This is a genomic window from Burkholderia humptydooensis (genome assembly GCF_001513745.1).
Lineage (GTDB): Bacteria > Pseudomonadota > Gammaproteobacteria > Burkholderiales > Burkholderiaceae > Burkholderia > Burkholderia humptydooensis.
The window spans coordinates 1,246,919-1,262,976 of sequence record NZ_CP013382.1; the positions used below are offsets into that span (position 1 = coordinate 1,246,919).

Here is a 16,058-nt window from a genome sequence, read left to right on the forward strand (position 1 = left end):
TGTTCGTCGACGTCACGAACGATGCAGGGACGCACGATGAAAACGATTGGACTGATCGGCGGGATGAACTGGGAATCGTCGGCCGAATATTATCGACTGGTCAACCAGCACATGAAGGCGCGCCTCGGCGGGCGCCGCAACGCGTGCAGCATCATGGCCACGGTCTGCTTCGACGAGATCAAGACGCTGCAGCACGCGGGCGAGTGGGACGAACTGGGCCGCCTGATGCAGCAGGCCGCGCGGCCGGCGCGCAAGGCGTGATTCCCTGCGTGCCGAGATCGGCCGCGGTCCGCCGCTCAATGCAGCATCCCAAGCCGCTCCGCCATCGGATACCGCTGCACGTAGCGCTGAAACGCATCGATGAACACGTTCTCGGCCGCGTTCATCCGGCGCTCGCGGTTCCACATCAGAAAGATCTCGACGTCGAGCAGCCCTTCCTCCGGCGGCAGCCGCCAGAGCCGCTGGCGCGCGAGGTCGTCTCGCACGATGTGCTCGGGCAGGCAGCCGATGCCGTAGCCCGCGAACACGAGGCGGCGGATTTCGTCGAGGCTCGGCGATGTCGCGACGATGCGCCCGGTGAAGCCGCGCTGATCGCGGAACACGGTGAGCGGCGCGAGCGCGTCGCCAATCTGGTCACTGGTGAAGGAAACGAAATTCTCGGCGAGCAGATCCTCGATTTTCAGCGCCTGACGGCCGAACAACCGGTGGTGACGCCCGCAAAACATTGCATAGCGTTGTCGCAAAAAACTGCGTAATTCGATTTTATCGACCGGCGTTCGACATAATGCGAGCCCGCAAGTCGCGGTTTTCTGCAATAAAGAAGAAAGGATATCCGCCGAGCGCATCACTTCGACGTGCAGATCGACCCGTGGATAAGTGCGGCGGAACTCGGCGAGGAATTCGTCGTAGACGGGCGATTCGACGCGGCTCACGCACAGCAGGCGCACCGAGCCGATCAGCTCGCCGCCGCGGTCGTCGAGCTCGTTGTCGAGCCGCGACATGTGGCCGTAGATGTCGGTCGCGATCCGGTAGACCTCCTCGCCCGCGCGCGTCGGCAGGAACTGCGCGCCGCGCCGCTGGATCAGCGTGCGGCCGAGCGAACCTTCGAGCCGCTTGAGCGCCTGGCTCACCGCCGGCTGCGTCAGGTGCAGGCGCGCGGCCGCACGGCTGATGCTGCGCTCCTGCATGATCGCCAGATACGTGCGCAGCAGATTCCAATCGAGGCGGTCCATCAGGACGCGTGAAACATGGCTTCGAATATTCGGCATTTATTTTTACTCCAGAGAAACGATTTTGCATCGTAGAACTGGATTAATGAAATTTATTCGAAAGATAATAACTTAGAATTTGACCGATTAATCCCGGTGCGCGATAAAACGCCCATTTGCCGAATCCGGGCGATTCGGCCGGGCGGACATTTCAGCGAGGAGGTTGCATTGAACCGGGGCATCCCACCGAGCCCGCCGGCGCGCCAGCCGCGCCGTGCGGCCGGCGCCGCGTTCGTCGGCACGATGATCGAGTGGTACGACTTCTACATCTACGCGAACGCGGCCGCGCTCGTCTTCGGCGAGCTGTTCTTCCCGTCGCACGATCCGTTCACGAGCACGATGGCGTCGTTCGCGACGTTCGCGGTCGGCTTCTTCGCGCGCCCGTTCGGCGGACTCGTCTTCGGCCACCTCGGCGACCGGATCGGCCGCAAGAAGGCGCTGATGACGACGCTCGCGCTGATGGGCGCGGCGACCGTCTGCGTCGGCCTGCTGCCGAGCTACGAGCGCGTCGGCCTGCTCGCGCCCGCGCTGCTCGTGCTGCTGCGGATCGTGCAGGGCGTCGCGGTGGGCGGCGAATGGGGCGGCGCGGTGCTGATGGCGGGCGAGCACGCGCCGTACGGGCGGCGCACGTTCTTCGCGTCGTTCGCGCAGCTCGGCAGCCCGGCCGGGCTCATCCTGTCGCTCGTCGCGTTTCGCGCGGTCGCGTCGATGGAGCACGATGCGTTCATGTCGTGGGGCTGGCGGCTGCCGTTTCTCGCGAGCGTGGCGCTGCTCGCGGTCGGCGTGTTCGTTCGGCTGAAGGTCGACGAATCGCCCGAGTTCGCGCACGAGAAGACGATGGCGCGCACCGTCGCGCGGCCGATCGCCGAGGTGCTGCGCACGTCGCGCGCGATGCTGCTGTTCTGCCTGTGCGCGAACACGATCGGCATCGCGGGGCTGTATTTCACGAACACGTTCATGATCGCGTTCACGACACAGCACGTCGGCGTGACGAAATCGCTGATCCTCGATTGCCTGTTCATCGTCGCGATCATCCAGTTCGTGTCGCAGCCGATCGCCGCATGGCTCGCCGGCACGCTCGGCGACGCGCGCTTTCTCAAGCTCGCCGCGCTGTTCGCGATGGCGTCGCCGTATCCGATGTTCGTGCTCGTGCAGACCGGGCGCCTCGTGCCGATGGTGGTCGGCATCGCGATCGCGACCGTGTTTCTCGCCGGCTTCTATTCGGTGATCGCGGGTTTCGTGAGCGGCGCATTCCCGACGCGCGTCCGCTATTCGGCGATCTCGATTTCGTACCAGATGTGCGGCGCGATCGCGGGCGGGCTGACGCCGCTCGCCGGCACGTGGCTCGCGCACCGGTTCGCCGGGCAGTGGTGGCCGCTCGCGGTGTTCTACACGTGCCTCGCGGCGTTGTCGCTCGTCGGCGTGATCGCGCTCGATGCGCATCGCCATCGGCGGGCCGACGTCGCCGACGCCGTGCTCACGCGCTGATTCGGAACAAAAGGAGGAATGCCTCAGTGTGGGAAATTGACGGTACGCGGCTCTGGAACAGCCTGACGGAGCTCGCGCAAATCGGCGGCACCGCGCGCGGCGGCGTGCGCCGGCTCGCGCTGACCGACGCCGACCGGCGCGGCCGCGAGCGCTTCGCGCAATGGTGTCGCGAAGCGGGGATGACGGTGCGCGTCGATGCGATCGGCAACCTGTTTGCCCGGCGCGCCGGCGCGGATGACGCGCAGCCGGCCGTGCTCGTCGGCAGCCATCTCGACACGCAGCCCGAAGGCGGCCGCTTCGACGGCGCTTACGGCGTGCTCGCCGGGCTCGAGCTCGTGCGCACGCTGAACGATCGCGGAATCGTCACCGGCAAGCCGATCGAGATCGTGTCGTGGACCAACGAGGAGGGCGCGCGCTTCACGCCGGCGATGCTCGGCTCGGCGGTGTTCACCGGCGCGCTGCCGCTCGACGCGGCGCTCGCCGCGCGCGATGCGGACGGTGTCACGCTTGCCGAAGCGCTCGACGCGTGCGGCTATCGCGACGCGCTGCGCACGGCATGGCTGCGCGGCGCGCATGCGGCGCTGCGCCCGGAGCCGGCGCTCGCGCAGTTGCGCGAACGCGTCGATGCGTACTTCGAAGCGCACATCGAGCAGGGCCCGGTGCTGGAGCGGCACGGTGCGGCGATCGGCGTCGTCACGGGCGGACAGGCGATCCGCTGGCTCGACGCGACCGTGACGGGCGTCGCCGCGCACGCGGGCACGACGCCGATGCCGTATCGGAAGGACGCGCTCGTCGCGAGCGCCGAGATCGCGCTAGCGATCGAAGCGCTCGTCGCGCGCCATGCGCCCGACGCGCTCGCGACGATCGGGCAGGGCGCGATCGACAATGCGTCGCGCAACACGATCGCCGGGCGCGTCGCGTTCGGCATCGACCTTCGTCATCCTGACGATGACAGGCTCGACGCGATCGAGCGCGAGCTGCGCGACGCGTGCGCGCAAATCGCCGGGCGTCGCGGCGTCGCGGTCGACATCGGCGTGCATTGGTCGAGCCCCGCGACGCCGTTCGATCCGGCGTGCGTCGCGCTCGTCGACGCGGCCGCGCGCCGCTGCGGCTACGCGCACGAGCGGATCGCGAGCGGCGCCGGGCACGACGCGATCCGTCTCGCGCGCTGCGTGCCGGCCGCGATGGTGTTCATTCCGTGCGTCGGCGGGCTGTCGCACAACGCGGCCGAGCGCGCGCTGCCCGAGCACGTCGAGGCGGGCGCGAACGTGCTGCTCGGCGCGGTGCTCGCGCGCGCCGGCGTGCGCGAGCACGCGGCGCAATCGACGCAGTCGGCGCATGCGGGCGCGCACGCGGACGCCGCCGCGCAGCCGCATTGACCGATCGATCCTGGAACGAACCGAGTTCGCATGCTGACTTATTTTCATCCGGACCAACTGAAGCACAGTCCGCTCACCTATCTGTCGCGCGGCAAGATGCGCGCGCCGCACGAGGTGCCCGAACGGGCCGTGCGGCTGCTCGACGCCGCGAAATCGCTCGGCTTCGACGTGCGCGCGCCCGAGGACTTCGGCACGGCGCCGCTCGCGGCCGTGCACAGCGAGCCGTACCTGCGCTTTCTTGCCGGCGCGCATCGCGAGTGGCGGCGCATCCCGGAGGACTGGGGGCCCGAGGTGATCTCGAACATCTACGTGCGCGAGCCGAATCCGCTGCGCGGCGTGCTCGCGCAGGCGGCGCGCTATCTTGTGGACGGCAGTTGTCCGATCGGCGAGCACACGTATCGCGCCGCGTACTGGTCCGCGCAGAGCGCGCTCGCCGGCGCGGCGGCGCTCGGCCGCGGCGCGCGCGACGCATACGCGCTCTGCCGTCCGCCCGGCCATCATGCGCGCCGCGACGCGGCGGGCGGCTTCTGCTATCTGAACAACGCGGCGATCGCCGCGCAGGCGCTGCGCGCCGGCCACGCGCGCGTCGCGATCCTCGATACCGACATGCATCACGGCCAGGGCATCCAGGAGCTGTTCTACGATCGCGACGACGTGCTGTACGTGTCGATCCACGGCGATCCGACGAACTTCTATCCGGCCGTCACCGGCTACGAAGCGGAGCGCGGAGCGGGGCGCGGCGAAGGGTTCAACGTGAACCTGCCGATGCCGCACGGCTCGGCCGAACCGGTGTTCTTCGCGCAGCTCGAGCGCGCGAAGGCGATCGTCGAGCGTTTCGCGCCCGACGTGCTGGTGTTCGCGCTCGGCTTCGACGTGTATCGCGAGGACCCGCAGGCGAAGGTCGCGGTGACGACCGAGGGCTTCGGGCGGCTCGGCGCGCTCGTCGGCGGATTGCGCGTGCCGACGCTGATCGTGCAGGAAGGCGGCTATCACCTCGATACGCTCGAGCGCAACGCCGCCGCATTGTTTCGCAGTTATCAGGCGGCGCGCTGATCGCGTCCGCCGAAGCGTCGGGGCGGCGAAGCCGCCGCCGCCCCGACGCTCGACCGGTTTCGTTGGTTCGGCACTAGTGGCTGATCGAGGCTAGTGCGCCGCCCGCCATCTGGAGGTGGCCCTTGGATGCAGGCGGATTTTGCCGCGCGATCGCTCGCGCGGCTTTTCTCTTTTTGCGCCGCGCTTTCGGGCGCGGCGGCGTCGGCGCGACGGCGAACGCGCAGCCGCTCGATGTCGCGCTCGATGCCGCGCCGCTCCGATCGAGCCGGCGCGGCGGGCCGCTCTCATGCGAGGCGGCTTCGACTGCGGCGCGTCATCGAACGATCGCTCGCCCGAGCGATCACGAAGCCGCGCCTTTCACTGCGTTCGCGGCATTCGCGGCGCCCACGCCGTTCCCCGCCGCCGCGTCCGTCGAGTCGCGCTGCGGCGCGTCGCCGCCGGCTCCGCGCGCCTCCCACCAGTACTTGCCCGCACGCAGTTGCGGGTCCCGGATCGCCAGATATGTCGTGCTCCACAATTGCGCGGCGTTCGCTTCGGTCGCGTCGGCGCTGCGCGTGCCGAACGCCTCCGTCTGGTATTGCCCGTTCGCGTATGACCACGACCACATCTCGGTCGAGCGCATGTCCTTCGCGCTCGCGATCGCCTGCCAGATCTGCTGCCGCGCCTGCGTGAGCAGCGTGCGCAGGTCGCCCGGCAAATCGGTGCGCGCGAGCTGCCGGTCGAGGCCCGCGGCCCACATCGCCTGCTGCCACGACCAGATCACCGTGCCGTGATATGCGGAGTTCGTGAAGCGCGGCCACAGCGTCGGGGCCGCATACGCCGGATTCGCGATCAGCATGCCGACGTCGGTCACGAGACCGACCGGGAATGGACGCATCACGTCGGTGACGATGCGCGCGAGCAGCGCCGGCGGCGGATCGCCGAACAGCAGCACGAAGCCGCCGTCCGAATGCATGATCGGAATCGGGTTGCCGTTCGCGTCGAGCGCGATCGCATCGAACTGCAGCGCCGTGTTCGGCACCGTGCCGGCCGGCACGCCCGCTTGCGGCGCGTAAGCGGCGAGCTTCGCGCGCGCGTCGTCCGGCGTGACGGCGACCTGGAAGTACGGCGGCGCGGCGCGTTCCCAGACGGCCGCCGCCGCGCCTGCGTTCGCGAGAACGGCGCGCTGGTCGGCGCTCAGATACGGGTCGAGCAGCCCGCGCGCGAGGAAGTTGCTCGTCGCGCGCAGCGCGGCCGGCACAAGCGCGACGTTGACGTCGTACGGGTAGACGCCGCCGCCGATGCCGTCGGTGCTGTCGCGCCAGTTGCCGACGATCTCGCCCGGGCGCAGCCGGATCAGGTTCGCGGCGAGCGCCTGCTGCGCGAACGGCTGCGCGGTCTGCGCGACGCGCAGCAGATTGGCGACGAAGCGGCTGCCGTTGGTCGCGCCATCGTCGCCCTTTTGCGCGAGATACGCGGCGGCGCGCGCCTGCCCGCGCGGATCCTCGATCAGCCAGTCCTCCATGATCGGCGCGAGCATGTAGTCGCCGTCGATCATCTTGTAGTCGTAGGTCGGCGTCGGATCGTTCGGGCGGCCGTGCTTCCGGTTGTCGATCAGCGCGAATTCGCCGATGCCTTCCTCGTGCGCGACCTTGCCGTCCGCGGAGAGGCGGCTCAGCACCGAGCCGAGCCCGGCCTCGATCACGTCGGGCTGCAGCACGGGCATCAGCATCCGCACCGAGATCAGCGTGTCGCGGCCGAAGTAGGTGTCGTACTGCCACGAGCCCGCGAGCAGCTTGTCGCTGAAGCTCAGGAATTCGAACACGTTCTGGCTCAGCGGATCGGGGTTGACGGCCGACGTGAACAGATTCGCGCGCGTGATCGGCTGCAGCGGCGTCTCGCCGCTGAACGCCTCGATCCGCAGCCGCAGCGTCGGCGCGCCGGACGATGATTGCAGCAGCAGCTTGCCGGCGCCGTCGGCGGCGATCGCGCCGCCGTCGATCACCGTGACGCGCAGCGCGTAGCCCGGCGCGCCGTCGACGCGGTTGCGCTGCCAGAGCGCGACGTTGCTCGACACGGACGGCTGCGCGACGATGTCGGACGGCACGGTCGCGCCGCCGTTGTAGTCGCGCAGGAAGCGCACGGAGCTCAGCAGCGCCTGCCGGATCGACAGGCTGCTCACGTCGGCCGACACGTCGACGCCGATGCCGTACAGCGTCCGGCCCGACGCGTCCTGCATGGTGGCAGGCGCGATCGGCGTGTCCTGGCTCCAGTTGACGGGCTGAGGCGTGTCGTCGAACCAGAGGCCCGCGCCGCTGTTGCCGGCCGGAAACACGACGAGCAGGCGCGGCTTCGTCGACGAGCGCATCAGCAGATGCGCGGCGATCTTGTCCTGCCGGTAGAACGCGTTGATCTGCCCGCCGCGGTCGAGCCGGAACGCGAGCGCGGATGCGGACGGTTCGCCGCCGCCCGAGATGTCGTCGTGATCGGAACAGCTTGCGAGAAAGGCAATGAAAAAGGCGAATAAATAACTGAAGATTTTCCTCGTATCAAGACGCGCCTTCATATCTCCTCCATTTGCTCTTGGGCAAGGGAAATTGTGTCGGTGGGTCCGGTGAGCGGACGTTGCCTGACGGGCGAAAGCACTGCTGAATGACGCTTGAATCGGGATGCTCGGTGCGAGACGACCGGATGCGCGCGGGGGCCTGACGGATGCGGATCGCGGCGTGCTGATGCAGCAACGTGCGGTTGCATGCTAAACCATTCGTCACAGGAATGGGGCGCGAATGGGTATTGCCTTTTGCGTCTTCAATGTATCGAGTTGTTAATGATTCAAACGAGCGCGCATTAAAAATGCGGAATGTGGTAATTGATTCCGCTTAATTCGCGTGAAGCCGTAGCGCGCGGTCGCGGCGAATCGTCTGTCGATCCGATGGGTGAACAGGAACGTGCTCGTCGGGCTGAAACGGCGGGAACGTCCCGCTCGCGTCGAATCTGGCGATTTCGCCGTTTTCGCGCTGCCGCTGCGAATCGGCGAGCGCATCGGAGGCCGGCATGCGCTGAAGATCCGCGCACATGATTCGAGCGGCGATGCGTCGAAGTTTGCGGTGCGTTCGCGATGTGGCCGAGTGAGCGTGCGCGCATGCATGCGGCGCGCGCCGCGTCAATCGACGCCCCGCACTCCCGCGAGCGCGACCGCTTCGTCATAAATCGCCGTCTGCGCGACGCCGTTCGCGATCGCCGCATCGTCGACGTCGCCGCTCAACATCCCCCAGCGCCGATACTGCGACAGGAACCACAGGCCGTCGCTCGCCGCCGGCCGGTTCGCCGTTCCGTTCGAGTAGAAGCGGATCGGCGCGGGCGGCTGCGCGAACGGCCCCGCGCCGTAATCGCCGAGCAGTCGAGGCGCGATCTGCTCGACGGGCACGCCGATCGCGTCCGGCTTTGCGAGCCACTGGGCCGCCCGCATCCGATGCGCCGGATCGTCGAGCCACGCGCACGCGTCGAGCAGCGTGCGCACGAGCAGCCGCGCGGCATTCGGATACAGCGCGACGAATTCGCGCCGGCACGCGAGCGCCTTCTCCGGATGATCGCGCCACACTTCGCTCGTCGCCGCGACCGTGCGGCCCGCGCCGCGCGCCTCGGCGACCGCGTTCCACGGCTCGCCGACGCACAGTCCGTCGAGCTCGCCCGCCGCGAGCGCGCCGACCATCTCCGGCGGCGGAATCACGACGCTGCGGATGTCGCGCAGCGGATCGACGCCATGCGACGCGAGCCAGTGATACAGCCACATCGCATGCGTGCCGGTCGGGAACGTCTGCGCGAACACGGGGCGCCGGCCGAGCGTCGCGAGCGCGGCCTTCAGGTTGCCGGACGCGCGGTGCGCGTCGGCGAGCCGGTTCGAGAACGTGATCGCCTGGCCGTTGCGGTTCAGCACCATCGGCACCGCCATCTCGGCGCGCGGCCCGCCGATGCCGAGCTGCACGCCGTAGACGAGCCCGTACAGCGCATGCGCCGCGTCGAGCTCGCCCGACAGCAGCTTGTCGCGGATGCTCGCCCACGACGGCTGCCGGCACAGCTCGAGCGTGAGGCCGTAACGTTCGCCGAGTTCGAGCCGCTTCGCCGCGACGAGCGGCGCCGCGTCGCTGAGCGCGACGAAGCCGATGCGCAGACGGCCGCGTTCGGGCGCGTCGGGAGTCGCTTGGTTGATGCGCGCTGGGTCCATGCTGAGTGCACCTTAGGGTCAAGATTGCGAGTGCGCCGCGAGCAGCCGGCGGGCCGCCTCGACGATCCGGATGCCCTGATCCATCGCGCTGCGGCGCAGCGTCGCGTACGCGTCCTGCTCGGACAGCTTGCGGCGGTCCATCAGCATGCGCTTCGCGCGGTCGATCAGCTTGCGCTCCGCGAGCTCGAGCTCGACGTCGGCGAGCCGCTTGCGCAACTGCTCGTCGTGCGAGAAGCGCGCGAGCGCGACTTCGAGAATCGGCGCGAGCCGCCCGGCGGACAGCCCTTCGATCAGATACGCGCTCACGCCCGCGCCGACCGCCGCGCGGATCAACCGCTGGTCGGCGTCGTGGCTGAACATCAGCACGGGGCGCGGCGCGGTCGCGTTCATCACCGCGAGCTGCTCGAGCGTGTCGCGCGACGGCGATTCGGTGTCGATGATCACGACGTCCGGGCGCTGCTCCTCGACGGCCGCGGGCAGCCGCGCGGGCGTCGCGACCTCGTCGAGCATCTCGTAGCCGAGGCGCGCGAGCGTGTCGCGCAGCTCGCCGAGCGGCTTGTCGGTATCGGTGACGAGCAGCACCCGCAGCCGGGAGGAAGGATCGGTCGATTCCATGTGTCGGACGGAAGCGGCGGGCGCGTTGCGGCGGCGCCCGCCCATGCTCTTGTGTTGACTACTACACCATACGCGCGCGCACGCGGCGCGCAACCGCCGGCTGGCGCGGCTCAGGCCGCGTGGCAGACCGGCGGGCGATCGAGCGCGCATGCGGCGGCGTGCGAGGCGTGTGCGGCATGCGCGCCGTCCGAACCGGCGGGCGCCGTCGCGTCCCGCGCCGCGCAAGCGCCGCCGATTGCGAGCGCTTCGCCGATCGCGCGGCCGACGAGGATCACGGCCGGGCTGCCGAGCCCCGCTTCGGCCGCGCCCGACGCGAGACGGCCGAGCGCGCCGGTCCAGCGCCGCTCGGCCGGCGTGCCCGCCCATTGCACGACGGCGGCGGGCGTCGCGGCGTCGAGCGCCGAGAGCAGGCCCGCCGCAAGCCGCTCGATGCGGCTCATCCCCATGTAGATCGCGAGTGTCGTGCCGGTTGCGGCGAGGCTTGCCCAGTCGGGCTCGCCGTGGTCCTGCCGGTGTGCGGTGACGAACGTCACGCCCTGGCAGTGATCGCGGTGCGTGAGCGACACGCCGAGGCTCGCCGCGGCCGCGAAGCCCGACGAAATCCCGTTGACGATCTCGACCGGCACGCGCGCCGCGCGCAACGCGGCGAGTTCCTCGCCCGCGCGGCCGAACAGCAGCACGTCGCCGCCCTTGACGCGCACGACGTGCGCGCCGCGCAGCGCGTAGCGGCACATCAGCCGCTCGATGAACGCCTGCGGCATCGAGCGGCAGCCGCCGCGCTTGCCGACGCGGATCACGCGCGCTTGCGGCGCGAGCGCGACGATGTCCGGATTGACGAGGTCGTCGAGCAGCAGCACGTCGGCGGCCGCGAGCGCCTTCGCCGCCTTCAGCGTCAGCAGGTCCAGATCGCCGGGGCCGGCGCCGAGCAGCGTGACTTTGCCCATCGTGTTCATCTTCGTATCCCCATGCCGTGCGCGCGGCGCGTTCGCGGCAAATGCGCTTCGCCAAAAAAAGAACGGTGTCCTGCGCATCCGGCCGACGAATCGGCCGGACGCGTGGGACACCGTTGTCCAATTGGACCGTCCGTCGGCGGACGATCCGGAAGAAGTCATGCGATGCGGCACCGGCGCCGTTGCCGATGACGCTTCACGTTGAGCAATATCCGGGCCAGCGCCGCTCGCGCGCCCGGTGACGCGGGGCGGCGGCTTCGCGCGTCGTGTCGTGCAGGCGAGGGCGGTGCGTCGGGGACATCGTGCGCGTCAGCCGCGGTGGTCGGTTGGTCATCGATGGGCGTGCAAGCCACCGCGGCGGCTCGGGCGCGGCGCGCGGACCGCCCCGTCTCCGCACCGGTTCAGCACCGACCTGTCGCACGCCGACAGTGCTGCATCGCACCAGATCTGTGCTTCGCTGCGTCATCGCGCATCGTCGGCGCGCGGCGCGAAACCGGTGCAATCGCGTGCAATCGGGCGCAATCCCGCGCGGCATCACGCTTTGCGGCGACTGGCACGGCGCTTGCTAAGCGATCGACGGGCGACTCAACGACGATTCGCTTCGCAGCACCGAATACCGATTCGCCCGGCAACGGGCTTCCTGGGCAACGGCGTCCTACGCATCCGGTCACTCGACCGGGTTCGCAGGGCGCCGTTTTCGTTTGATGAGACAACTCCGATGTCCGACAAAGCCACCCGCATCGATCTTCTCGACTGGCGCACCGCGCCGATGCGCGCGTTCCATCTGACGTGGATCGCGTTCTTCGTGTGTTTCTTCGCGTGGTTCGCGTGCGCGCCGCTGATGCCGCTGATCGCCCGCGAATTCAGGCTGAGCGCGGACCAGGTCGCGAACGTCAACATCGCCGCCGTTGCGGCGACGATCGCGGTGCGGCTCGTCGTCGGTCCGCTGTGCGACCGCTTCGGCCCGCGCCGCGTCTATGCGGGCCTCCTTGCGCTCGGCGCGATTCCGGTGTTCGCGGTGACGTTCGCGCACGATTACCCGACGTTCCTGCTGTGCCGGCTCGGCATCGGCGCGATCGGCGCGAGCTTCGTGATCACGCAGTACCACACGTCGGTGATGTTCGCGCCGAACGTCGTCGGCACCGCGAACGCGGCGGCGGCCGGCTGGGGCAACGCGGGCGCGGGCGCCGCGCAGGCGGCGATGCCGCTTCTCGTCGCCGCCGCGCTGCTGCTCGGGCTGCCCGACGCGTCCGCGTGGCGCGCCGCGCTCGCGGCGCCGGGCGTCGCGATGCTCGTGATGGCGATCGTCTACTGGCGCGGCACGCAGGACTGCCCGCAGGGCGATTTCGTCGTGCTGCGCGCGCGCGGCGTGACGATCGACTGCGGCAAGAAGGGCGGTTTCGCGAGCTTCGCCGCCGCGTGCGCGAACTACCGTGTGTGGATGCTGTTCGTCACGTATGGCGCGTGCTTCGGCGTCGAGGTGTTCATGCACAACATCGCCGCGCTCTATTACGTCAATCACTTCCAGTTGTCGCTGAGGGACGCGGGCCTCGCCGCCGGCATCTTCGGCCTTCTCGCGCTTTTCGCGCGCGCGCTGGGCGGCTGGCTGTCGGACCGCGTGGCCGCGCGCCGCGGGCTCGACGTGCGCGCGACGCTGCTGTTCGCGCTGATCGTCGGCGAAGGGCTCGGGCTGCTGGGGTTCGCGCACGCGGGCAGCGTGCCGGCCGCTGTCGTCGCGATGGTCGCGTTCGGCCTCTTCACGCATATGGCGTGCGGCGCGACCTACGCGCTCGTGCCGTTCATCGATCGCCGCGCGCTCGGCGGCGTCGCGGGGATCATCGGCGCGGGCGGCAACGTCGGCGCGGTCGCGGCCGGCTTCCTGATGAAAGGCGTCGGCGATATCCAACAAGCGCTCACGCTGCTAGGCCTATTCGTCACCGTTTCGGCGTTCTGCGCGCTCGCGGTACGGTTCAGCGCCGAGCACAAGGCGCGCGAGGCGGCGCTGCGCGAGCGCGCGCTCGCCGCGAGCGGCTTCACGCATTGACGAACGGCTTCACGGATCAACAAAAGGGCATTCATCATGAAAATCGTCGTCATCGGTCACGGGATGGTCGGTCACAAGCTGCTCGAATGCATCGCGGCCGGCGCGCAGGGCGCGAGCGCCGCGCCGCAGGTCGCGGTGATCTGCGAAGAGCCGCGCCCCGCGTACGATCGCGTTCACCTGTCCGAATTCTTCGCCGGCAAGTCCGCCGATGATCTGTCGCTCGTCGAGCCGGGCTTCTTCGAGCATCACCCGAACTTCCGCCTGCTGCTGAACACGAAGGCGGTCGCGATCGACCGCGGCGCGCGCACGGTCGCGCTGTCGACGGGCGAGACGCTCGCGTACGACAAGCTCGTGCTCGCCACCGGCTCGACGCCGTTCGTGCCGAGCGTGCCGGGCCGCGAGCGCGCCGGCTGCTTCGTCTACCGAACGATCGAGGACCTCGAGGCGATGCGGGCCTGCGGCGCGCGCGCGAAGTCGGGCGTCGTCGTCGGCGGGGGGCTGCTCGGCCTCGAATGCGCGAAGGCGCTGCGCGACATGGGGCTCGCCGCGCACGTCGTCGAGTTCGCGCCGCGGCTGATGGCCGTGCAGGTCGACGAAGGCGGCGGCCGGATGCTGCGCGAGAAGATCGAGGCGCTCGGCGTGCAGGTGCACACGGGCAAGAACACGCTCGAGATCGTCGACGGCGAGACGGGCGCGCACCGGATGGCGTTCGCCGACGGCACGCATCTCGACACCGACATGATCGTGTTCTCGGCGGGCATCCGGCCGCGCGACGAGATCGCGCGCGCGTGCGGGCTCGAGATCGGCCCGCGCGGCGGCGTCGCGATCGACAGCGGCTGCCGCACGAGCGACGCGAACGTCTACGCGATCGGCGAATGCGCGGCGTGGAACGGCCAGACGTTCGGCCTCGTCGCGCCCGGCTACGACATGGCGCGCGTCGTCGCGCGGCAGCTCGCGGGCGGCGACGACGCGTTCACCGGCGCGGACCTGAGCACGAAGCTCAAGCTGATGGGCGTGGACGTCGCGAGCATCGGCGACGCGCACGGCAAGACGCCCGGCAGCCGCGCTTACCAGTTCGCCGACGAGCGCCGCGGCGTCTACAAGAAGCTCGTCGTGTCCGAGTGCGGGAAGACATTGCTCGGCGCGGTGATGGTCGGCGACGCGGCCGATTACGGCACGCTCTTGCAGATGATGCTGAACCGGATCGAGCTGCCGCAGGCGCCCGAATTCCTGATCCTGCCGCAGGCGGACGGCGCGGCGAAGCCGGCGCCCGGCGTCGGCGCGCTGCCCGACGCCGCGCAGATCTGCTCGTGCAACAACGTGACGAAGGCGCAACTGTGCGAAGCGGTGGCGCAGGGCGCGACGAGCATCGGCGCGCTCAAGGGCTGCACCGGCGCGGGCACGTCGTGCGGCGGCTGCGTGCCGCTCGTCACGCAGGTGATGAAGGCGGAGATGAAGAAGCAGGGCCTCGACGTGAACAACCATCTGTGCGAGCACTTTCCGTATTCGCGCCAGGAGCTCTATCACATGGTGCGCGTCGAGCGGTTCAAGACGTTCGGCGCGCTTCTGAAGAAGCACGGGCGCGGCCTCGGCTGCGACGTCTGCAAGCCGGCCGTCGCCGGCATCCTCGCGTCGTGCTGGAACGAGTTCGTGCTGAAGAAGGAGCACGCGTCGCTGCAGGATTCGAACGACTACTACCTCGCGAACATCCAGCGCGACGGCACGTATTCGGTCGTGCCGCGGATGCCGGGCGGCGAAGTCACGCCGCAAGGGTTGATCGCGGTCGGCCAGGTCGCGCAGAAGTTCGGCCTCTACACGAAGATCACGGGCGGCCAGCGCGTCGATCTGTTCGGCGCGCGCGTCGAGCAACTGCCGCTCATCTGGGAAGAACTGATCGCCGCCGGCTTCGAATCGGGCCACGCATACGGCAAGTCGGTGCGCACCGTGAAATCGTGCGTCGGCTCGACGTGGTGCCGCTACGGCGTCGGCGATTCGGTCGGCCTCGCGATCGAGCTCGAGAACCGCTACAAGGGCCTGCGCGCGCCGCACAAGCTGAAGTTCGGCGTGTCCGGCTGCACGCGCGAATGCGCGGAGGCGCAGGGCAAGGACATCGGCGTGATCGCGACCGAGAAGGGCTGGAACCTGTACGTGTGCGGCAACGGCGGGATGAAGCCGCGCCACGCGGAGCTGCTCGCGGCCGACCTCGACCGCGCGACGCTCGTGCGCTATGTCGACCGCTTCCTGATGTTCTACATCCGCACGGCCGACCGCCTGCAGCGCACGAGCGTGTGGCGCGAGAACCTCGAAGGCGGGCTCGACTACCTGATCGACGTGGTCGTGCACGACAGGCTCGGGCTCGCGGCGGAGCTGGAAGCGGAGATGCAGCACGTCGTCGATACGTACGAATGCGAATGGAAGCGGGCCGTCACCGATCCGGCGACGCGCCGGCGCTTCCGCCATTTCATCAACAGCGACGCGCCCGATTCGACGATCGCGTTCGTCGAGGCGCGCGGCCAGATCCGCCCGGCGACGCGGGACGAGCGCGATGCGGCCGGCCCGGGCGGCGCGCGCGCGGCACAGATGCCCGCCGAAGCGCGCACCGAAGCGCCACCCGCAGTGCAAACCGAAACCGAGACGGCCTGAGCGCGCCGTCTTCGTCAGTCAACGCAAGGAGATCGCCATGAACAACCCACGTCATGCATCCGCGTGGACGCCCGTCTGCGCACTCGACGAGATCGTGCCGAATACCGGCGTGTGCGCGCTCGTCAACGGCGAGCAGATCGCCGTGTTCCATGTCGACGCCGGCGACGGCGGCCGCGCGTTCGCGATCGGCAACGTCGATCCGCATTCGCACGCGGCCGTGCTGTCGCGCGGGCTGATCGGCAGCCTCGGCGAGCGGATCGTCGTCGCATCGCCGCTCTACAAGCATCACTTCGACCTGCGCACGGGCGAGTGCGTCGAGGCGCCGGACAAGTCGGTGAGCGCGTATCCGTCGCGTGTCGAGGACGGCTACGTGTGGGTCGCGGCGTAACGCGCCGCATCGGCCGATGGCGACGA

The 16,058-nt window shown here is 69.5% G+C and carries 11 protein-coding genes and 1 pseudogene; 7 read left to right on the forward strand and 5 right to left on the reverse strand.

The features are described from left to right. Positions 1 to 36: 36 nt before the first annotated feature. Positions 37 to 249, forward strand: a pseudogene (locus tag AQ610_RS38215) (SDR family NAD(P)-dependent oxidoreductase); the annotation flags it as partial. A gap of 47 nt (positions 250 to 296) precedes the next feature. Here the strand turns inward: AQ610_RS38215 and AQ610_RS24490 are convergent. Next, positions 297 to 1,268 carry a LysR family transcriptional regulator gene (locus tag AQ610_RS24490; RefSeq protein WP_015603344.1) on the reverse strand — a complete coding sequence of 324 codons (972 nt, stop codon included), beginning with the start codon at positions 1,266 to 1,268 and terminating at the stop codon, positions 297 to 299. A 168-nt stretch (positions 1,269 to 1,436) separates the two neighbouring features. Between AQ610_RS24490 and AQ610_RS24495 the strand changes: the two genes are divergently transcribed. From AQ610_RS24495 to AQ610_RS24505, 3 genes are read left to right on the forward strand one after another with little or no spacing between them, the layout of a single operon-like run. After that, complete coding sequence (locus tag AQ610_RS24495; protein WP_006027094.1) at positions 1,437 to 2,756, forward strand: MFS transporter; 1,320 nt, start codon at positions 1,437 to 1,439, stop codon at positions 2,754 to 2,756. 26 nt (positions 2,757 to 2,782) lie between these two features. Then, a complete protein-coding gene (locus tag AQ610_RS24500; RefSeq protein WP_006027095.1) occupies positions 2,783 to 4,135 on the forward strand; it encodes a Zn-dependent hydrolase in 1,353 nt (450 codons plus the stop codon). 30 nt (positions 4,136 to 4,165) lie between these two features. Next, positions 4,166 to 5,188 (forward strand): histone deacetylase family protein, encoded by a 1,023-nt coding sequence (locus AQ610_RS24505; protein WP_006027096.1) that lies wholly within the window; start codon positions 4,166 to 4,168, stop codon positions 5,186 to 5,188. 340 nt (positions 5,189 to 5,528) lie between these two features. Here AQ610_RS24505 and AQ610_RS24510 read toward each other — a convergent pair whose 3' ends face one another. The 4 genes from AQ610_RS24510 to cobA form a co-directional block, all read right to left on the reverse strand. Then, positions 5,529 to 7,733, reverse strand: a complete 2,205-nt coding sequence (locus tag AQ610_RS24510; protein WP_006027097.1) for a glucosidase family protein — start codon at positions 7,731 to 7,733, stop codon at positions 5,529 to 5,531. 597 nt (positions 7,734 to 8,330) lie between these two features. Then, the gene (locus AQ610_RS24520; protein ID WP_006027098.1) at positions 8,331 to 9,392 is read right to left on the reverse strand and encodes a CmpA/NrtA family ABC transporter substrate-binding protein; all 1,062 of its coding nucleotides are present in this window, start codon (positions 9,390 to 9,392) and stop codon (positions 8,331 to 8,333) included. A gap of 18 nt (positions 9,393 to 9,410) precedes the next feature. Continuing rightward, positions 9,411 to 10,007: an ANTAR domain-containing response regulator gene (locus AQ610_RS24525; RefSeq protein WP_009915157.1), complete on the reverse strand. Its 597-nt coding sequence runs from the start codon at positions 10,005 to 10,007 to the stop codon at positions 9,411 to 9,413. A 110-nt stretch (positions 10,008 to 10,117) separates the two neighbouring features. Further along, positions 10,118 to 10,960 carry a uroporphyrinogen-III C-methyltransferase gene (gene cobA, locus AQ610_RS24530; RefSeq protein ID WP_043282841.1) on the reverse strand — a complete coding sequence of 281 codons (843 nt, stop codon included), beginning with the start codon at positions 10,958 to 10,960 and terminating at the stop codon, positions 10,118 to 10,120. A gap of 715 nt (positions 10,961 to 11,675) precedes the next feature. Here cobA and AQ610_RS24535 point away from each other — a divergent pair. Genes AQ610_RS24535 through nirD form a run of 3 tightly spaced genes read left to right on the forward strand, consistent with a single transcriptional unit; the run spans position 11,676 to position 16,032 of the window. Continuing rightward, on the forward strand, positions 11,676 to 13,001 hold the full coding sequence (locus tag AQ610_RS24535; RefSeq protein WP_006027101.1) for an MFS transporter: 1,326 nt from the start codon (positions 11,676 to 11,678) through the stop codon (positions 12,999 to 13,001). 36 nt (positions 13,002 to 13,037) lie between these two features. Beyond that, the gene (gene nirB, locus AQ610_RS24540) at positions 13,038 to 15,644 is read left to right on the forward strand and encodes a nitrite reductase large subunit NirB (protein ID WP_006027102.1); all 2,607 of its coding nucleotides are present in this window, start codon (positions 13,038 to 13,040) and stop codon (positions 15,642 to 15,644) included. 37 nt (positions 15,645 to 15,681) lie between these two features. Beyond that, positions 15,682 to 16,032, forward strand: coding sequence for a nitrite reductase small subunit NirD (gene nirD, locus AQ610_RS24545; RefSeq protein WP_006027103.1), 351 nt, complete (start codon positions 15,682 to 15,684; stop codon positions 16,030 to 16,032). The last annotated feature ends 26 nt before the right edge of the window (positions 16,033 to 16,058 follow it).

What these genes read in the sequence shown, in the direction of transcription:
- AQ610_RS24535 (WP_006027101.1), top strand. Translation starts at nt 11,676, where the DNA reads ATGTCCGACAAAGCCACCCGCATCGATCTTCTCGACTGGCGCACCGCG.
- AQ610_RS24525 (WP_009915157.1), bottom strand. Translation starts at nt 10,007, where the DNA reads ATGGAATCGACCGATCCTTCCTCCCGGCTGCGGGTGCTGCTCGTCACC.
- cobA (WP_043282841.1), bottom strand. Translation starts at nt 10,960, where the DNA reads ATGAACACGATGGGCAAAGTCACGCTGCTCGGCGCCGGCCCCGGCGAT.
- AQ610_RS24510 (WP_006027097.1), bottom strand. Translation starts at nt 7,733, where the DNA reads ATGAAGGCGCGTCTTGATACGAGGAAAATCTTCAGTTATTTATTCGCC.
- nirD (WP_006027103.1), top strand. Translation starts at nt 15,682, where the DNA reads ATGAACAACCCACGTCATGCATCCGCGTGGACGCCCGTCTGCGCACTC.
- AQ610_RS24520 (WP_006027098.1), bottom strand. Translation starts at nt 9,392, where the DNA reads ATGGACCCAGCGCGCATCAACCAAGCGACTCCCGACGCGCCCGAACGC.
- AQ610_RS24505 (WP_006027096.1), top strand. Translation starts at nt 4,166, where the DNA reads ATGCTGACTTATTTTCATCCGGACCAACTGAAGCACAGTCCGCTCACC.
- AQ610_RS24490 (WP_015603344.1), bottom strand. Translation starts at nt 1,268, where the DNA reads ATGCCGAATATTCGAAGCCATGTTTCACGCGTCCTGATGGACCGCCTC.
- nirB (WP_006027102.1), top strand. Translation starts at nt 13,038, where the DNA reads ATGAAAATCGTCGTCATCGGTCACGGGATGGTCGGTCACAAGCTGCTC.